Here is a 15,996-nt window from a genome sequence, read left to right as displayed (position 1 = left end):
AGACTCCAGAGCGGTGCCTCGGCGTACCACGCCGTACACCGACCGACCTGACGAAGTGGGGTTTCCGTCGTGGCACGAATCGGCGGTCGCGAGATCGCGACCAACGACATCGGGGTGATCGCCGCTGGGGCGGTCATGTTCATCGTGAGCTTTCTGCCGTGGTACTCGGCGAAGTTCTCGTTTTTCGGGACCACGCAGACCGGCCACGAGAACGGGTGGGGGCTCGGTTTCAACTCGTGGTTCCCGGTGTTGCTGGTCCTCGCCGTCGCCGGTGTTCTCGCGGCCAGGCTGTTCGCGGGCCTGCGGGTGCCCGATGTCGGCCCGGTGTCGATCCTCTGGGTCCTGCCAGCTGCCTCGGCGCTGGCCTTCCTGCTGTTGATCATCCGGTGGATCCGCTTTCCCGACGTGCCCTCCGGGGTGGACGCGGGCCCCAGCGTCGGCTTCTACCTCGCGCTCGTCGCCTCCCTGGTGCAGGGCGTGTTCGGTGTGCTGGCCGCGCTGGCCAGCGGGGTCCCCCTGCCCGGCCGTCCCGGCAGTGGAGCCGGGGGGCAGGGTCAGTGGCAGTCCTCGCCCAACCAGCCCTACGGCCAGCCCTACGGCCAGCAGCCGACTCCCGGCGCCTACGGCCAGCAGCAGCCGGGCTATGGCCAGTCGCCGCAGGGCTATGGTCCGCCGCCGGCGGGTTACGGTCAGCCGCCCGCGGGTGGCGGCTATGGCCAGCAGCCTCAGCAGGGCGGATACGGTGCACCCCCGGCCAGTGGCGGCCCGAGTCAGCCGCCGTACGGTCAGCAGCCCCAGCAGGGCGGGTACGGTGCGCCGCCGACCGGCGGCGGGTACGGCCAGCAGCAGCCGGGGTACGGCCAGCAGCCCGGCTACGGTCAGCAGCCCCCCGCGGGTGGGTATGGCCAGCAGCAGCCGCCTGGCTATGGTCAGCAGGGTCAGCAGCCGCCCGCCGGCGGCTACGGCCAGCCGCCCTCCTCGGACCGCTGAGCCCAGGCCGCGGGTCACCGATGGCGCGGCGGTTCACACCCGCGCCATCGGCGGCACCGGGCACCTCTCGCCGCCGCGGCCAGGACGTCGGTCGACGGCTCGATCCGGACCTGGGGGGCGTACCGCATTTTGTCGGGTCGTGGACGGCGTGTTGGACCGGTTGACGACTGATCGCATGCGAGCGTCCTGACGTGCCCGCCTCCCACCCGTCAGGGTCCCTTCGACCGGGTCTCGATCACCTGTGGCTGCGGATCGGCCGGCCGGCGGTCGCCGCGGTCGCCGCGTCGGCGGCAGGCCTGATCTTCATCGAGGTCGTCGTCCTGGTGGTGTGGGGGGCCGACACCGGCTCGTCGACCAGCCCGGGCGCGGCACTGCGGGTCGGCGCGGATCTGTGGCTTGTCGCCCACGGCGCCACCCTGCGCCTCTCGGACGGGGCGATCGCCCTGCGTCCGCTCGGGCTTGTGCCGTTCCCGCTGCTCGCGGCCCTGAGCGCGGCCCATCGGCAGGCAGGCCTCTCGCCCTGGCCCGGCCCCCGCGCCGCGCGCGCGCCCGGGCGCTTCGCCGACCACGCCGTCCAGGCGACGAACGGTGACCGCGCTGCGGTGACCTCCGGTGCCGGCCGCGGCGGCGCGGCCAGGTCTGCCAGCGCAGGTGGGGGTGGGGCCGGTGGAACAGGCAGCCCCAGCGGGCCGGGGGCGGGCGCGGCCGTGGGCGATCCCCAGGAAGGGGTCCGGCGGGCAGCGGCCCCGGTGCCGGTGCCCTGGCGTCGGATCGCGGTGGACGTCGTGGAGGTCGTCGTCGCCCAGACATTGTTCGTCGTGCTGGTAGCGCTGGCGGTGCGGTCCGGGCCGGCTCGTCCGACGTTGCTCTCGGCAGTGCTGGGCACGATCGTGCTGGCCCTGCCCGCGGCGCTGGTCGGCGCGTTGGCCGGCCGTCATCGGCTGCGGACCGCCTGGCGGCGGTTGCCCCGGTGGCTGCGGACGCCGCTGGCGTGCGGCACAGCGGCCTTCGCGTCGCTGATCGCGGCCGCGGCCTTCGGCGTGGCCCTGGTGATCGCCGCCACCCTGCCCGAGGTCGCCGGTGCGGAACGGGAGCTCGACGTAGGTGTTCTCGGTGGAGTGGGCCTGGCTGCGACCCAGCTTGCCCTGATTCCCAATCTGGTGGTGTGGGCGCTGTCGTACGCGCTCGGCCCGGGATTCCATGTCGGGTCCGGTCTGGTGCGCGCGGACATGGTGCACGTCACGAGGGCGCCGGATCTGCCGGTGCTCGCATCCCTGCCGCCGAGTGCCCTGCCCCGGGTGGGATGGCCGCTGCTGCTGCTGGTGCCGCTCGTTGCCGGAGCGGTGAGTGCGATGATGATGCACCGGGCGACCGCCGGGTGGCGCTCGCGGGACAGGCTCGGCACGGTGCTGCTCGCGGGGCTGGTCTGCGGGCTGTTGTGCGGGCTGGCCGGAAGCGAGTCGGGCGGGCAGGTCGGCGGCGCCGGTCAGTACGGGCCGGCCGCTGCCTGGGTGTGCGGCCTGCTGGCCGGCGGCGAGATCGCGCTGGTCGGCCTGGTGCTGGTGGGTGGTATCGATCTTGCGGTTCGGCGGGCGGAGCGGCCGTTTCTGGCCCGGGACGCCGAGCCGTCGTTCTGGCGGCGCCGGCTTGCTCCGGTGCGTTCGCGGCCGGCGACATGGACGTCGCGCCGTCCGGACTGACCGATCCGGGTGTCGCGGCGGCCGGGACTGTCGGTCCCCTCGGCTATCGTCCACCTCCAGTGGATCAGCGCCATGGAGGTCTTCGTGCCGGTCACGACTGCCCACGTTCGCGCCGAGGCCCGCCAACTGCGGGCGTTCGGCTGGTCATTTCGCCGAATCGCGTCGCGCCTGCAGGCGCGGCACGGGCTACGCCCACTGGTGGCCTATCGCCTCGCCCACGGGTGGACGCAGGAGGATGCCGCCCGCCGCTGGAACGAGCGCTGGCCCGGCTCCGGCCCGGTCAAGACGGGCAAGGCCTGGTCGTACTGGGAGAGCTGGCCGGGTAAGGGCGGCCGCGCGCCGTCGGCCGTCACATTGTGGCGGCTGGCCGAGCTGTATCGGTGCCGGCCCGGCGAGCTGCTGGACGGCCCTGATTTCGGTGATCTCGACGCGCGGGCGGCCGGTGTGACGCAGGCCGGTGCCGAGGCCAGCGGTGACGTCTGCGTCGGGCTGCTTCCCGTGGCGGTCGCGCTGGCCCGGGGCGAGGAGGGCGACCTGCCGACGACGGCGTCGATCGAGGCGTTGCTGGCCGGCCTGGTCTCCGGGTGGGTGCCGGCGGCCTGACGGCGGGACGGCCCACGGGGCCGGGCGAAGCGGAGAGCCGCCGGTTTGCGCGAAAGCCAGCGAGCGGGCCACGCATTGCGGCCCGCCAAAGCGCTCCGAGTCAGTACAGTCGGACGGTCGCCGTTCGTCCGCCGTTCGTCCACGAAGGTGGCGGGTGGGTATCCGGGTATACCGCGCGCGGCGGCGTGTGCTCGCGGCGGGCGTCGGGTCGTGGGTATCGCAGGCCTGCTGGTGTCCGTGAGTGGTCGACGGCCACGGGTTCTCGGGGTGGCCGCAGTGCGCGCGGCCGTGGATTGCATGCGGCTGCGGGATTCTCGGCGCCGTCCCGTCTGCGTTACGGAGTGTGTTGTGGCAGCTCGCCTTGTCGTCCTCGCCTCGGGTGCGGGAACCACCCTGCAGGCGATCCTCGACGCGGCCGAAGAACCCGGGTTCGCCGCGCGGGTCGTGGCGGTCGGCACCGACCGGCCCGACACCGGCGCCCAACGGCGTGCCGAGGCCGTCGGTGTTCCGGTGTTCACCGTCCGGCTTGAAGATCATCAGGATCGTGCGGCGTTCAACGTGGCCACCGCCGAGCGGATCGCCGCGTTCGCCCCGGACCTGCTGGTGCTCGCCGGTTACATGAAGATCCTCGGCCGCCAGGTCATCGAGCGGTTTCCGACGATCAACACCCACCCGTCGCTGCTGCCGGCCTTCCCCGGAGCCACTGCCGTGCGGGACGCGTTGGCCGCCGATGTCAAGGTGAGCGGGGTGACGGTGCACTGGGTCGACGAGGGAGTCGACACCGGTCCGATCATCGCCCAGCGGGCGGTGCCGGTGGATCCGACAGACACGGAGGCGTCGTTGCGGGCTCGGATCCAGGAGGTCGAACGCGGCCTGTTCGTCGCGACGATCGGTGAGATCGTGCGTTCGGGAAACCTGCCGGGTGCAGCGGCGGCAGGGGTTCATGGTCAGGAGGAATCATGACGTCATCGGGTGAGAACGTGGTTGCGGGCAGCGGCGGGGCCGGTGGTCCCGGGCCGGACGGGGGGCCGGCCGCCGCGGGTTCAGGCGGATCGGCCGAGGTGATTCCCACCGGGCGTCGACCGTTGCGCCGGGCGCTGGTCAGCGTCTACGACAAGAGCGGGCTGGATGTGCTTGCCGAGGCCTTCCTGGCCGAAGGGGTGGAGGTCGTCTCCACCGGCTCGACTGCCCAGGTACTTTCCCGCCTTGGGCTGGCGGTGACGCCGGTGAGCACGGTGACGGGTTTCCCCGAGGTGCTCGGCGGCCGGGTGAAGACCCTGCATCCCCGGGTGCACGCCGGCCTGCTCGCCGATCTGCGCAACGCCGAGCACGCCGCCGCACTCGCTGAGCTCGACATCGAGCCGTTCGACCTGGTGGTGGTGAACCTCTATCCGTTCGCGGCGACGGTCGCCAGCGGGGCCAGCGAGGACGAAGCCGTCGAGCAGATCGACATCGGCGGTCCGGCGATGATCCGGGCGGCGGCGAAGAACCACGCCTCCGTCGCTGTCGTCGTCTCCCCGCAGGATTACGCCGCCCTGGCCGAGGCAGTGCGCGACGGGGGTTACGACCTGCCGGCCCGCCGCCGGCTCGCGGCGCGGGCGTTCGCCCACACCGCCGCCTACGACGTGGGGGTGTCCTCGTGGTTCGCCAGCGTCGTGGCGCCCGACGAGGTCGCCCGGGAGACCGGCTGGCCGGACGTGCTCTCGGCCCAGTGGCACCGGTCCGACGTGCTGCGCTACGGGGAGAACCCGCACCAGCGGGCCGCCCTCTACGTCGAGGCCGGGCACGACGGGACCGGCGGGGGGCTGGCCACCGCCCGCCAGCTGCACGGCAAGCAGATGTCCTATAACAACTACACGGACACCGATGCCGCCCGCCGGGCCGTGTACGACTTCGCCGAGCCCGCGGTCGCCGTGATCAAGCATGCGAACCCGTGCGGCCTCGCCGTCGGCGTGACGATCGCCGAGGCCCATCGCAAGGCGAACGCGTGCGACCCGGTGTCGGCTTTCGGCGGGGTGATCGCCACGAACCGGCCGGTCACCGTCGAACTCGCCGAGCAGATCACCGAGATCTTCACGGAGGTCGTGGTGGCTCCCGGTTACGAGCCCGGCGCGGTGGAGATCCTCGCCCGTAAACCGTCGATCCGCCTGCTCGAGTCCCCCGCCCCGCCGCATCAGCGCGGCATCGAGCTGCGCCCGATCAGCGGTGGGCTGTTGCTGCAGTCGCGGGACGCTGTCGAGGAGCCGGGCGACGAGCCGTCCGGCTGGACGCTGGAGGCCGGTGCGCCCGCCGACGCGGCGCTGCTCGCCGATCTGCGGTTCGCCTGGCGGGCAGTCCGGTCGGTGAAGTCCAACGCGATCCTGCTCGCCAGCGATGGAGCGACCGTCGGTGTCGGGATGGGCCAGGTCAACCGGGTCGATGCTGCCCGTCTGGCGGTCACTCGGGCGGCCGACCGGGCCAAGGGCGCGGTAGCGGCCAGTGACGCCTACTTCCCGTTCCCCGACGGATTTGAGGTGCTGGCCGAGGCGGGGGTGCGGGCCGTCGTCGAACCGGGCGGATCGGTGCGCGACGAACAGGTCATCGCGGCCGCGAGGGACGCCGGCGTCACCCTGTACTTCAGCGGGGTACGCCACTTCGCTCACTGAACAGCGCCTCACTGAACAGGGCCTCACTGGACGGCGCCCCCCTGAGCAGGGGCCACCGCCTGGTGGCCCGCGCCGTGCGGCCGGCATGACGATGTGACCCGCGGAGGGGGCGTGGCGACTACCCGCCCCCTCCGAAATGCGCCGCGTCGCGCGGTCAGGCGCCGGCGTTCGCCTCGGCGGCTGCCGAACCCCGTCGGCCACCCGAGCTGCTCCCGTTGGCGGTGGTTGCCGGCGGGCTGGTCGTCGCGGCGGCCGGCCCCCCGGGCGTGTCGGTCGTCGGCACATAGCGCTGAGCGACCCAGTCCAGCGCGTCCCGCCAGCTCGCGCCGTACAGGACCGAGATCCGGTCGGCCGTCTGGCGGGCCAGCGCCTGGACAAACACGCGGTCGTCGCTGTCCAGATGCCGGGCGTCACCGAAGGTTTCCCAGGCGCGGAACATCAGTTCCTGCAGCTTCTTGCTGTGAGGCGATTCTTCTGCCACGTCGAGCTCCTCCCGAATGGGCACCGCGGCCGGAAGTCTGCCCTAAGGGCACTGGGCACCCACAGGTGGGGGTGTCCGGGATTGTGCGCCCGATGGGTTCGCCTGGGGCAGTGACAGATCGGATCGCGGACATGTGATAGGGGGGATGCCCGCCCGCTTTGCCCTGACTCCGCCCCTGATGAGGGGCCATCCGAGGCGGAAGTCACGGTGCGTCATGGCCGACCGCTGACCGTCGAGCGCAGGTCACTTGAACGCGGGTCACACGGAGTCGACCGGTTCCGGGCGCACGAGCCCGAGACGGATCACCTCGTTGGCGAGCCGGCCTCGCCGGTTCGTCCCGGGCGCGATGTCAAACTTGCGGTAGAGCCGCAGCAGATGCTGTTTGACAGCGCCCTCGGTGACGACCAGAACCTGCGCCATCTGCCGGGTCGACAGTGGGATGACGAACGCTCCCGGAGCGCCGGCCGAGCGCGACAGCGCCCGCAGGACGTCCCATTCACGCCTGGTCAGGTCCGGCGGATCGGGCATGGCGAGCTCGGCGGTATGTTCGCGGTCCGCCAGAGCCATGCCCGTCTCGATGGTGAACTCGATCAGTGGCCGGGTGTCCTGGATTCGCGCGCCCGCGGCGCCGAACCGGACGACGTCGCCGTCGCGCAGGATGTGCCGCCCGGCCGGCCGGCCATTGACTCTGGTGCCGTTGCGGGAGAGGCCGTGATCCCACACGTAGAGGTACGGACCGCGCCGGATGATCTCGGCGTGCAGCCGGGAGACACTGGGGTCGACGAGGAGCACGTCGACACCCGGCCCGCGGCCCACTGTAGTGACCTCTGCGCGCAGGGGAAAAACCTCGCCGGTGACCTCAATCCGAAGACTCGGCCCGTCCACGTTCTGCGACCTCGCTCTCGCCTGGTGGGAAGGTTGCTGTCCGCGCCAGCAACCCCGGGGCACATACCGTTCTCCCGGGCCGGTCCGAGTCTTCTGGGCCTGTCCGAGCGGGTGGGCGGGCCCGGGAGAGGGTGCCTGCCCCGTCTTCGCTTCGTGATCCCCGGTCGAAGGCTGGTAACACGCGAATTGCGGATGATCTGCCTGCAGTCGGGGAGCGGCCTTGGGCGGATCTACGTCCGCGTACCGTGTGACCGCGCTACCGGTCATGCTGGTTGGATAGGTAGCGCCCCGGGTCGCGCGGGGCGCGGCTCCGTCCGGCTGCCGTCCCGATCGGCAACGTCGCGGCCGGCGACCATCCGGCCGCGTCGGGGCGAAAGTGAGCGGTGGTTTTCCTGTCGGCCCGACGGGACAGTTCGTGCCGATCATGACCGGCGCCGGAGGTGGGTGCGGTGGATCCTGGTGGCCACGCCGATCCCAGTGGTTATGGCGCCGGTCGGGGTGTTCCCGGCGGGCGGGCTGCGCGCGACCGCTCGCCACGGTGGACGCCGCACGCTCGGGACGGCGAGGACGCCGAGGGCGGCCCGACGGAGCCGGTGCGCACCTCGCGGCCGCGGCAAGCACCGTCGCGCCACCCCGACCCCTATCCTCGAACCAGCGGCACAGCCGAGTCCCGCGGCGTCGAGTCCTCGGCGGGCCATCCGCCGGTCGGTGCGGATCCGGCCGGGCCGCGTGGCGCGGACGACACGGCCACCCATCCCCGGACGGTCGCCCGCCCAGGCTCCGGTGGCTCCCGGCCGGCCAAGAGCGCCGGGGCGGCGGGTCAGGTGAGCCGGTCAGAGCAGATCGCTCCGGCTGACCTGACGGATCAGGTGAGTCCGAAAGGTCCGGCTTCGGGCGCCGCCCGGCCACATCGGCGCCGTGGACAGCGCACGGCACTCGTGGCCTGGCTGCGCCGGGAGGCGGTTTTCGCCGCAGTGCTGCTGGGGGTCGGCGGTGGGTTTCTGCTCATCTCGCAGAACCGGTGGCGGCGAGGTCTGTTGCTGATCGGGGCCACGCTGGTGCTGGCGGGCCTGACCCGACTGGCTGTGCCGACCCGGCGGATGGGTCTGCTCGCGGTCCGGGGCCGGGTGTTCGACACCCTGTTGCTGCTGGCTCTGGGGGCGGCGGTGATCGCGCTCACCACCGCCGTGCCGTACCCGGCTCCAGCTCCCTGAACGTCCCGACGGGGCGCCCGAGGGTCCCCGAGCTCCCGGCCCCCGGCAGCTGAGCCGAGGCGGACGCCCGTGGCTCAGCGCAGGCCGGTCATCGCGCGCCGCAGGGCCAGCCGGGTGAGGGCACTGGCCGGGATCGTGCCCCGCCCCAGACCGATCTCGACGAGTGTGTCGTACAGCTCGGTACGGGTCCGCGCGGCCCGCACCGCGGCGTCCATCATCGTCCGGCTACGTCCGGCGAGGCCGGCGAGCAGGGTGGTGTGCCGCAGATGGCGGCCGAGTTCGGCGTCCAGGGAACGCCGGTAGAGCCGTCCGGCACCGGCCGGTTGGGTCGCGCGCGCCGCCGCCTGCCCGGCGAGCATCCCGGACAGCACCGCGTAGTAGATCCCCTCCCCGGTCAGCGGGTTGATCAGGGATGCGGCGTCGCCGGCGAGCAGCATCGGGCCGTTCGGCTGCCGCGGCCGGTGGGTCGACAGGGGCAGATGGTGCGCCCGCAGCGTGCTGGGGTCAGCCGGGGTATGGGGGAGCATCCGTTCCAGCGTGCGGTGCAGCACCTGCTTCGCGCTGGCCCCGTCGTCCGCGGCGGCGAGCCGCGAGCGCAGCATGCCAAAGCCGATGTTCGCCCGCCCGTCCCCGATCGGGAACGACCAGGCGTAGGCCGGCCAGCCTTCGTCGGTCATGTGGATGAACTGCTCGGACGGACCCCCGGTGTCCGGAAGATCGGCATAGGCGCGTACGGCGATCGCCATCGCCTCCGGTGGGTTGGCCGCGATTCCGAGGCCGCGCCGCACGGCCGAGTTCGCGCCGTCGGCGCCGATGACGACGCGGGCGCACAGCGCTCCGTTGATGACGACGACCGGTTCGCGTCCGCGGCCACCGGCCCGCGGGCGGTCGGTGAGCTCCAGCGTGCGGACCCGCCGGCGGATCAGCTGGGCTCCCCGTCCTCTCGCCGCGTCCACCAGCCGTGCGTCGAAGACCTGCCGGGGCACGACGTAGCTTGCCCGGATGGAGGGCGTGGCGACCTCGGCGCCGCCCGGGGTGCGCAGGCGCATCCGATCGACCGGGCGGTAGCCGGCCACCGCGTCAGTCACGCCCAGATCGCGCAGGACGTCGAGCCCGTGCGGCGCGATGCCGTCCCCACACGTCTTGTCTCGAGGAAAGGCGGCGGCGTCGGCAATGACGACGGTTGCGTCCGGACGTTCTCGCAGGGCTGCGAGCGCCGCCGCGCATCCGGCCGGGCCGCCGCCGACGACGAGAACGTCGATGGTCCCGCCGGGGACGTTCTCGGGCTCGTCGACGCGCACGATCGGCGTGGCCATGGTGATTGTGTCGGCATCCTTCGCCGGCCCCGCCGGGACGGGGCGTGCGGAGTGGGATGGGCCTGACGGTGACGGCGGGATCTGCACGTCCTCAGTCTTGCAGTCGGTACCAGGATCACCTGCGAGCGCCCTGCGGTGCCGGTTCGTGCGTCCGGGCGGCAGGGCCGCGACTGGAGGAACGAGGCCGCGGCCGGAGAAATTCGTACAGTGCGGTACGTGGACGCACTGGAACAGGTGACGCGATGGCCGGTCGACACGGTGGCGGCCTGCGTGCTCCGTCGTGAGACCGCCGGTGGCCGCGGGGGCGGCGACGGCGACGGAGGCGGCGTACGGGAGCTCGGACGGGTGGGGCCGGCAGATCATCCCTTCCGGCTGGCGTCGGTGTCGAAGCCGTTGGCCGCCTACGCGGCGCTCATCGCCGTGGAGGAGGGGGCGATCGGCCTGGACGACCCGGCCGGCCCGCCGTCGTCGACCGTGGCACACCTGCTTGCTCACGCCTCCGGGCTCGAGTTCAGCGGTGACCGGGTGTTCGCGGCGCCGGGCACGCGCCGGATCTACTCCAACACCGGCATCGAGCGGCTGGGTGCGGTGGTCGCCGAGGCAACCGGGATCGCGTTCGCTGACTATCTCGCCGAGGCCGTGTTCGCCCCGCTGGGGATGACCGGTGCCCGTCTGGTCGGCTCGCCCGCCCACGGGGTCACCGCCACCCTGGACGACCTGCGCCGTTTTGCGGCGGAGCTGCTGGCGCCCACCCTGCTGTCCCCGGAGATGGTCGCCACGGCAACATCGGTCGCCTTTGCCGGTCTCTCCGGTGTCCTGCCCGGTTTCGGCCGCCAGGACCCGAACGACTGGGGTCTGGGGTTCGAGATCCGCGGCCACAAGCAGCCGCACTGGACGGGACACACCAACGCGCCGCAGACGTTCGGCCACTTCGGTCAGGCCGGTTCGTTTCTGTGGGTGGACCCCGTCGCCCAGCTCAGTTGCATCACTCTATGTGATCGCGATTTCGGGGACTGGGCCCGTGAGGTGTGGCCGTCGCTGTCGGATGACGTCGTCGCGGCAGGGCGGCTCCCGGCGGGGGATCCGGCGGTGTGACCAGCCGCGCAGGCCGTGCGCGGAGCTTCTTCGGCGGTACGTTCCGGACGTCCCGCGCGTCCGTCCGGTTCGGGATGGAATGGTTGTCCCCTTTCGGGTGATCCGCACAGGTGGAATCCTCGGTCTGGCGGTCCGCGGGTGACGGACGGCCCTGGTGGGCCATGATGTCGGCATGCATCCTTGCCGACACCGATCCCGACGCCCGGTCGCCGCCCCTGGGTGGGCGTGCGCAAATATACGGAGGGTGACGACTCTCGGTGGGCTAGCCGGGAGCGTGGGTGGCGCGGCACCGGACGTTCCCGGGGCGACCGATGGTGCCCGGGGCGACCAGGTCCGCAGCCATGCCGGCGCAGGTGGCCAGGCATGCGGTCAGGCATGGATGAACGGATGAACGGATACCCGACACCGTCCGATGGCGCTGAAGTCCCGGGCGGGGTGCCTACCTACGGCGCGGACGTCACGTTCGCGGGTCGGGCCGCGGTGACGGCCCATGCCCGGGCGGCGGATCCGTGGCGGACTGCCGGTGGGGCCGATCTTGCGGACATCGGCGTGGCGATCGGGATTCCGGAGCCGTACCGGGGCCAGTTGCAGGACTGGCGGGAACGGCTGGGGGATCCAAACGCGGCCCTGATCGTTCCGCACGTGACACTGCTCGGCCCGACCACGGTGCGCCTGGCGGATCTGCCGGCAATCGAAAATCATCTGTCCCGCGCCGCCGCGCCGCACGACCCGTTCGCGATCTGGCTACATGGATCGGGGACGTTTCGTCCGCTGTCGCCCGTGGTGTTCGTCGCGCTGGTCGCGGGGGCGGCGCCCTGCGCGGCGCTGGCTGCGGCGGTGCGTTCCGGGCCGCTGGAGCGGCCCCTGGCGTTCGCCTACCACCCACACGTCACGGTTGCGCACGATATTTCCGAGGACGGCCTCGATCGGGCCTATGCCGAGCTCGCCGACTACCAGGCCCGGTTTGAGGTCCGAGGATTCGGTTTGTATCAGCGAGACATCGACCTGCGCTGGCGGGAACTGCGATTCTTCCCGTTCGGCACGGCGGGGAACCGCACGCGGACCACGGGTGACGGCGGTCGGACGGCGGAGGCCAGCCGTCCCTGGTAGCCGGACCGTGGGTCAGGACCGTCCGCGGCGCGGGGCCTTGTAGGACGTTTCGAAGAACAGCTCGCCGGTGCCCTCGTCCGCGAACTCCTCGGGGTACTTCTCGCGGTCGTCATGCCCGTACCCATCATCGTGTCGGTACCCGTCGTCGTGTCCGTCCGCGGGGCCGGGCCCGCTGGCGACGCCGTCGCCGTGCCGTCCGGCGGTCCGGGGGTCGTGCCCGAATCGGGCCGGCGGGCCGTACTCGGAGGCGCCGTCCCAGGCTGGGCCCGGGCGGATCGGCAGGCGACGGACCGGGGCCGTGGGCGGATCGCCGGGCGTGCCCGGCCGATGGTCGCCACGCGGGACCGGTCGCCGGTCGCCGGGCCCGCCCGGCGACCGGCTATCCAGGGTCGGGTGCTGCCGGGGTGGATAGCCGGGCCGGTGGTCCGGCCCGGACGGTCGGCGGTCCCGCGACGGTGGCTCCCGTGCGGCTCGTTCAGCCCGGTCGGAGCTCATCGCGGCCAGCCGTGTGTGCGTCGCCGCGTAGCGGGCCTGCCGAGCCCGTCGGGCTCGCCGTCCCGCCCGCCCGGTGGCCACGGTGACCAGACAGGCGACGGCGGTCAGGGCGACAGCGATCCAGGTCGTCGGGCCAATGTGAGTGAGGATGCCACCGTGCTCGCCCGCCCGCGGCGTGGGCAGGGCGGCGGCCCTGGGGGTCGGGCGCACCGCCCCGTCCGGCCGTGCGGTGTCCTGGTACGGACCGACCGCCGGGCTGGCGGCGGAGTGCGGCAGATACCCGACCGGGGTGATCTGGCCGTCGTGGGCGAATCCCCAGTCGAGCAGGGCGCGGGCATCGAGGTCGAACTCGGGTGCCGTACGAAGCAGGGCAACGACGAGGGTGCGCCCGCCGCGGGTGGCGGCGCCGACGAAGGTGGCGCCGGCGGCGACGGTGTAGCCGTTTTTCACGCCAATGGTGCCCGCGTACCGGGCGAGCAGCAGGTTGTGGTTCTGGATCTCGAAACGCTGGTTGCCGCGCCCGGGCAGCGATGCCCGTCGAATCGTCAGATACTGGCGCACGGTTGGCTCGTGGATGGCGGCGCGGCCGAAGACCGCCAGGTCGTGCACGCTGGTCAACTGGCCGGGGCTGTCCAGGCCGGTCGGGTCGCCGGCCACCGTGTCGCGCGCACCGAGCGAGGTGGCCAGGGCGCCCATCCGGTGCAGTACCGCCGCCGCGCCGCCGCTGGCGTCGACGAGCGCAACCGTCGCGTCGTTGCCGCTGGAGATCAGCATCGCCGTGGCGAGGTCGTGCACCGAGTAGCCGATGCCCGGCACCAGCCCCACCTTCGTACCGTCCACCCTGGACGCATCCTCGCCGACGGTGACGGTCTGGTTCTCCGGAAGACTCGGCAAGATCGTCAACGCGGTGAGGATCTTCATGGTGCTCGCCGGCATGTCCTGATCGTGCAGGTGGGAGGCGGCGAGGATCGCCCCGCTGTCGGCGTCCGCGATCACCCAGTCCTTGGCCGTCAGGTTCGCGGGCGGGGCCGTGTTCGCGTCGGCCGCGCCCTGAGGCGTCGCCGCAGGTGGGGCTGGCGCAGGCGTGGGCGCGGCCTGAGCGGGGACGGTCCGGGCCAACGTGATCAGGGCGCCGGCGGCGAGCAGCGCCAGGACGCGCCGACGCCGCCCGCGGAGGAGGCCCCGCAGCCCGCGGCCCGTCCGGGCCGCCCGGGACGGGGCAGGACGAGAATGACACGACCGGGCGGCATGCACCTACCGAACGCTACTGGCTTGGGCCGGCCCGCAGCGGTCGGTCCTCACACGTGTCGCGTCCGGGTGTCCACCGGCGGAGAATCCGCTGTTTTCGGACGTTCCGCCACCCTTCGGGTAGCCCCGGACAACGAGGCCGACCTATGGTGCGCCCGCCCCGTCGTCGTCCGGGCACTCGCACGGGCGGGGACCCGCGCCGCCGGAATGGCACCAGGATTCCCGGTCCGGGTGGCCTCAACGGGGGGTGGGCAGGTCGCCGAGGCGGCATCGTCGCCCGTCTCGCCGTCATCCGTCCGGGTGCCCTCGGACAGCGGAATGCCATCGTCCGTCGCTCGCGGGCCGGGCGTTCCTGGCGGTACCGCGTCGGGTGGTGGTGCATCGGCCGGAAACGCGTCGGCTGGTGGTGCGTCGGCTGGCAGGTTGTCGCCCGGCGTGGGCTCGGCCCGCATCGCGTCGGCAGAATCAGCGTGGGCCGGCGCGGGGTCGGCGGGCACGCGCGAAGCCGCCGGTGCTGTCGTCCGCGAGGCCACCGGCGCGGGGGGCAGATGGGCGAGCAGCAGATGCTCGACATCGCGGCGGAACGCCTCGAGCTGTCCGGCGAGTTCCCCACGGAGGTACTGGCGGGTGGCGGCCTCGCTCTGCGCGAGCCGAAGTCCCGCGACCTCGCGGGTGAGGAACTCGGTGTCGTCGCGCATCCGTCCGGCGACGGCACGGTCCTCCGTGAGTGCGGCTCGGTCCCGGTCGTCTTGGCGGTTCTGCGCCAGCAGGATCAGCGGCGCGGCGTAGGCGGCCTGGGTGGAGAAGGCAAGGTTGAGCAGGATGAACGGGTACGGATCCCAGCGCAGGAGCGGGACCGCGATGTTGAGCCCGATCCAGACGATCACGAGGGCGGTCTGGATCGCCAGGTAGCGCCCGGTGCCCAGGAAGCGCGCGATCGTCTCCGCCACCCGGCTGGCGTTTTCCCGGTCCACCCGGGGCAGCCGGGTCGCCCGGCTGGTAGCGGGAAGATCGAGTCGGTCGGCGCGCGACCGGTGCCGGTCGGCGCTGCGCGATGCGGTGATGGCCATGACAGCTCCCCCTCCGCGCGCCGGCGATGCCTGGGCGCGTGTTATTCGAGCAGGCCGCACGTGCCGCGCCAGGCGCCACGGCGACCTCAGGTCGACTCACGACGTCGATCGACCGCACCTGCTCGTGCACTGCCTGGCGTCCAAGGCCCTGAACATTCGGGGCCCTGAACATTCGGGGCCTGAAGGCCGGAGCCCGCAAACGCGGGACTCTGAAGGCCCGGTGCCATGAAGGGCAGCGGCGACGAGGTGACCGGACCGCCGTCCGGTCACCTCATGCCACCGCCGCAACCTGCCCGGATCCGGACCACTCGTCGTTCCGGATCCCACGCGGATTCGGTCCCTGCTGGCGGCCTGCCCGAGGCGAAGGCACATTGGGCAGGCCGGATCGCGGTGGCGCCTGCGGCACAGGCGCACGCGGGAATCCGCATTGCGATCACGGCGCGTTCGCGCGGAGGGACCGAAGCCGGTTCACGGCCGGACTTCCAGGCAGTGCCCCGGGAAGTCGTCACCCGGGTCTCGTGGACGTGGGCTGGGGCGCATCGTGCGCACCAGCCAGAGTCAGCCTCGGCTGGCGTCGTCCATGAGCAGGAAGCGGCCGTTACTGGAGCACCCGCCAGAACTCACAGCGGCCACCTCCTCACGCTGGTCCTCGCTAGAGGAAGTTTCGGGAGCTTGTCAAGGATAACCGCACAGATGCTGGTCCGAACGGTCGGGTTGTCGTGATCTCCGTCGCGCGGGCCGCACGTCCAGCGATCTCCTGGTCGCGGTCGGCCCGCGCGCCCGCTCCCCTTCGGCGATCCGGATCTCGACCACACGGCCGCGCTGGACCGGCACTACGCCGAGGGCCTGCCGCCGACATGGCACGAGACGCATGTCAGTGCCAACGCGACCATGCACCCGTGGGAGGACTGGGCCGAGACCTTTGCCCACTACCTGCACATCCGCGACACGCTGCGTACGTCCGCCGAGTTCGGCCTGCGCGTGGAGGGTCCCGGCGCGGCAGCGCCCCCTCGTCCGGCGCGATCCGTCGAACCTGGATGTCCCGCTCTTCCGGCACATCGGGAATGTCCCATAGGAAGCCGGACGCAATCCGGCGTACGGGGAGGTTGTTGCGCGAGTAGCGGGTGGTGTTGGGCGTAATCGG

General features: G+C 72.6%; 14 protein-coding genes. 9 read left to right on the top strand and 5 right to left on the bottom strand.

Features of this window, described 5'->3' with window-relative positions; genetic code table 11:
- The first annotated feature begins 69 nt into the window (after window positions 1–69).
- The 5 genes from MXD95_RS00485 to purH all read left to right on the top strand — a co-directional run bounded on the left by MXD95_RS00485 (window position 70) and on the right by purH (window position 5,938).
- Entirely contained in the window at window positions 70–990 is a 921-nt protein-coding gene (locus MXD95_RS00485) for a single stranded DNA-binding domain-containing protein (protein WP_250638477.1), read from the top strand.
- 191 nt (window positions 991–1,181) lie between these two features.
- Window positions 1,182–2,690, top strand: coding sequence for a cell division protein PerM (locus MXD95_RS00480; RefSeq protein ID WP_250638476.1), 1,509 nt, complete (start codon window positions 1,182–1,184; stop codon window positions 2,688–2,690).
- Between the two features lie 72 nt (window positions 2,691–2,762).
- Window positions 2,763–3,293, top strand: coding sequence for a helix-turn-helix domain-containing protein (locus MXD95_RS00475; RefSeq protein WP_250638475.1), 531 nt, complete (start codon window positions 2,763–2,765; stop codon window positions 3,291–3,293).
- A gap of 348 nt (window positions 3,294–3,641) precedes the next feature.
- The gene (purN, locus tag MXD95_RS00470; protein ID WP_250638474.1) at window positions 3,642–4,256 is read left to right on the top strand and encodes a phosphoribosylglycinamide formyltransferase; all 615 of its coding nucleotides are present in this window, start codon (window positions 3,642–3,644) and stop codon (window positions 4,254–4,256) included.
- Window positions 4,253–5,938, top strand: coding sequence for a bifunctional phosphoribosylaminoimidazolecarboxamide formyltransferase/IMP cyclohydrolase (gene purH / locus MXD95_RS00465; protein ID WP_250638473.1), 1,686 nt, complete (start codon window positions 4,253–4,255; stop codon window positions 5,936–5,938). The genes purN and purH overlap by 4 nt, the downstream gene beginning before the upstream one ends.
- Before the next feature lie 154 nt (window positions 5,939–6,092).
- Here the strand turns inward: purH and MXD95_RS00460 are convergent, their stop codons facing one another.
- Both MXD95_RS00460 and MXD95_RS28360 read right to left on the bottom strand, forming a co-directional pair.
- A complete protein-coding gene (locus MXD95_RS00460) occupies window positions 6,093–6,419 on the bottom strand; it encodes a hypothetical protein (RefSeq protein WP_250638472.1) in 327 nt (108 codons plus the stop codon).
- A 258-nt stretch (window positions 6,420–6,677) separates the two neighbouring features.
- The gene (locus MXD95_RS28360) at window positions 6,678–7,304 is read right to left on the bottom strand and encodes an FHA domain-containing protein (protein WP_250638471.1); all 627 of its coding nucleotides are present in this window, start codon (window positions 7,302–7,304) and stop codon (window positions 6,678–6,680) included.
- A 449-nt stretch (window positions 7,305–7,753) separates the two neighbouring features.
- On the opposite strand from MXD95_RS28360, the gene MXD95_RS28775 reads away from it, so the two are divergent.
- Complete coding sequence (locus MXD95_RS28775; RefSeq protein ID WP_250638470.1) at window positions 7,754–8,518, top strand: DUF3017 domain-containing protein; 765 nt, start codon at window positions 7,754–7,756, stop codon at window positions 8,516–8,518.
- A 74-nt stretch (window positions 8,519–8,592) separates the two neighbouring features.
- Here MXD95_RS28775 and MXD95_RS00445 read toward each other — a convergent pair whose 3' ends face one another.
- The gene (locus MXD95_RS00445) at window positions 8,593–9,834 is read right to left on the bottom strand and encodes an NAD(P)/FAD-dependent oxidoreductase (protein ID WP_250638469.1); all 1,242 of its coding nucleotides are present in this window, start codon (window positions 9,832–9,834) and stop codon (window positions 8,593–8,595) included.
- Window positions 9,835–10,050: 216 nt separating this feature from the next.
- On the opposite strand from MXD95_RS00445, the gene MXD95_RS00440 reads away from it, so the two are divergent.
- Both MXD95_RS00440 and MXD95_RS00435 read left to right on the top strand, forming a co-directional pair.
- Complete coding sequence (locus MXD95_RS00440; protein WP_250638622.1) at window positions 10,051–10,929, top strand: serine hydrolase domain-containing protein; 879 nt, start codon at window positions 10,051–10,053, stop codon at window positions 10,927–10,929.
- A 387-nt stretch (window positions 10,930–11,316) separates the two neighbouring features.
- Window positions 11,317–12,039: a 2'-5' RNA ligase family protein gene (locus MXD95_RS00435; RefSeq protein ID WP_250638468.1), complete on the top strand. Its 723-nt coding sequence runs from the start codon at window positions 11,317–11,319 to the stop codon at window positions 12,037–12,039.
- Window positions 12,040–12,051: 12 nt separating this feature from the next.
- Here the strand turns inward: MXD95_RS00435 and MXD95_RS00430 are convergent, their stop codons facing one another.
- Window positions 12,052–13,788, bottom strand: coding sequence for a D-alanyl-D-alanine carboxypeptidase family protein (locus MXD95_RS00430; RefSeq protein ID WP_250638467.1), 1,737 nt, complete (start codon window positions 13,786–13,788; stop codon window positions 12,052–12,054).
- A 44-nt stretch (window positions 13,789–13,832) separates the two neighbouring features.
- Window positions 13,833–14,852 carry a DUF1003 domain-containing protein gene (locus MXD95_RS00425; protein WP_250638466.1) on the bottom strand — a complete coding sequence of 340 codons (1,020 nt, stop codon included), beginning with the start codon at window positions 14,850–14,852 and terminating at the stop codon, window positions 13,833–13,835.
- An 822-nt stretch (window positions 14,853–15,674) separates the two neighbouring features.
- On the opposite strand from MXD95_RS00425, the gene MXD95_RS29495 reads away from it, so the two are divergent.
- Window positions 15,675–15,992: a putative zinc-binding metallopeptidase gene (locus MXD95_RS29495; protein ID WP_480023998.1), complete on the top strand. Its 318-nt coding sequence runs from the start codon at window positions 15,675–15,677 to the stop codon at window positions 15,990–15,992.
- Window positions 15,993–15,996 lie beyond the last annotated feature (4 nt).

Source organism: Frankia sp. AiPa1 (genome assembly GCF_023243075.1).
GTDB lineage: Bacteria > Actinomycetota > Actinomycetes > Frankiales > Frankiaceae > Frankia.
The sequence above is the reverse complement of the archived record's forward strand: the minus strand, read 5'-3'. Positions and strand labels throughout refer to the sequence as shown.

What these genes read in the sequence shown, in the direction of transcription:
- MXD95_RS00475 (WP_250638475.1), top strand. Translation starts at nt 2,763, where the DNA reads ATGGAGGTCTTCGTGCCGGTCACGACTGCCCACGTTCGCGCCGAGGCC.
- MXD95_RS00445 (WP_250638469.1), bottom strand. Translation starts at nt 9,834, where the DNA reads ATGGCCACGCCGATCGTGCGCGTCGACGAGCCCGAGAACGTCCCCGGC.
- purH (WP_250638473.1), top strand. Translation starts at nt 4,253, where the DNA reads ATGACGTCATCGGGTGAGAACGTGGTTGCGGGCAGCGGCGGGGCCGGT.
- MXD95_RS00425 (WP_250638466.1), bottom strand. Translation starts at nt 14,852, where the DNA reads ATGGCCATCACCGCATCGCGCAGCGCCGACCGGCACCGGTCGCGCGCC.
- MXD95_RS00435 (WP_250638468.1), top strand. Translation starts at nt 11,317, where the DNA reads ATGAACGGATACCCGACACCGTCCGATGGCGCTGAAGTCCCGGGCGGG.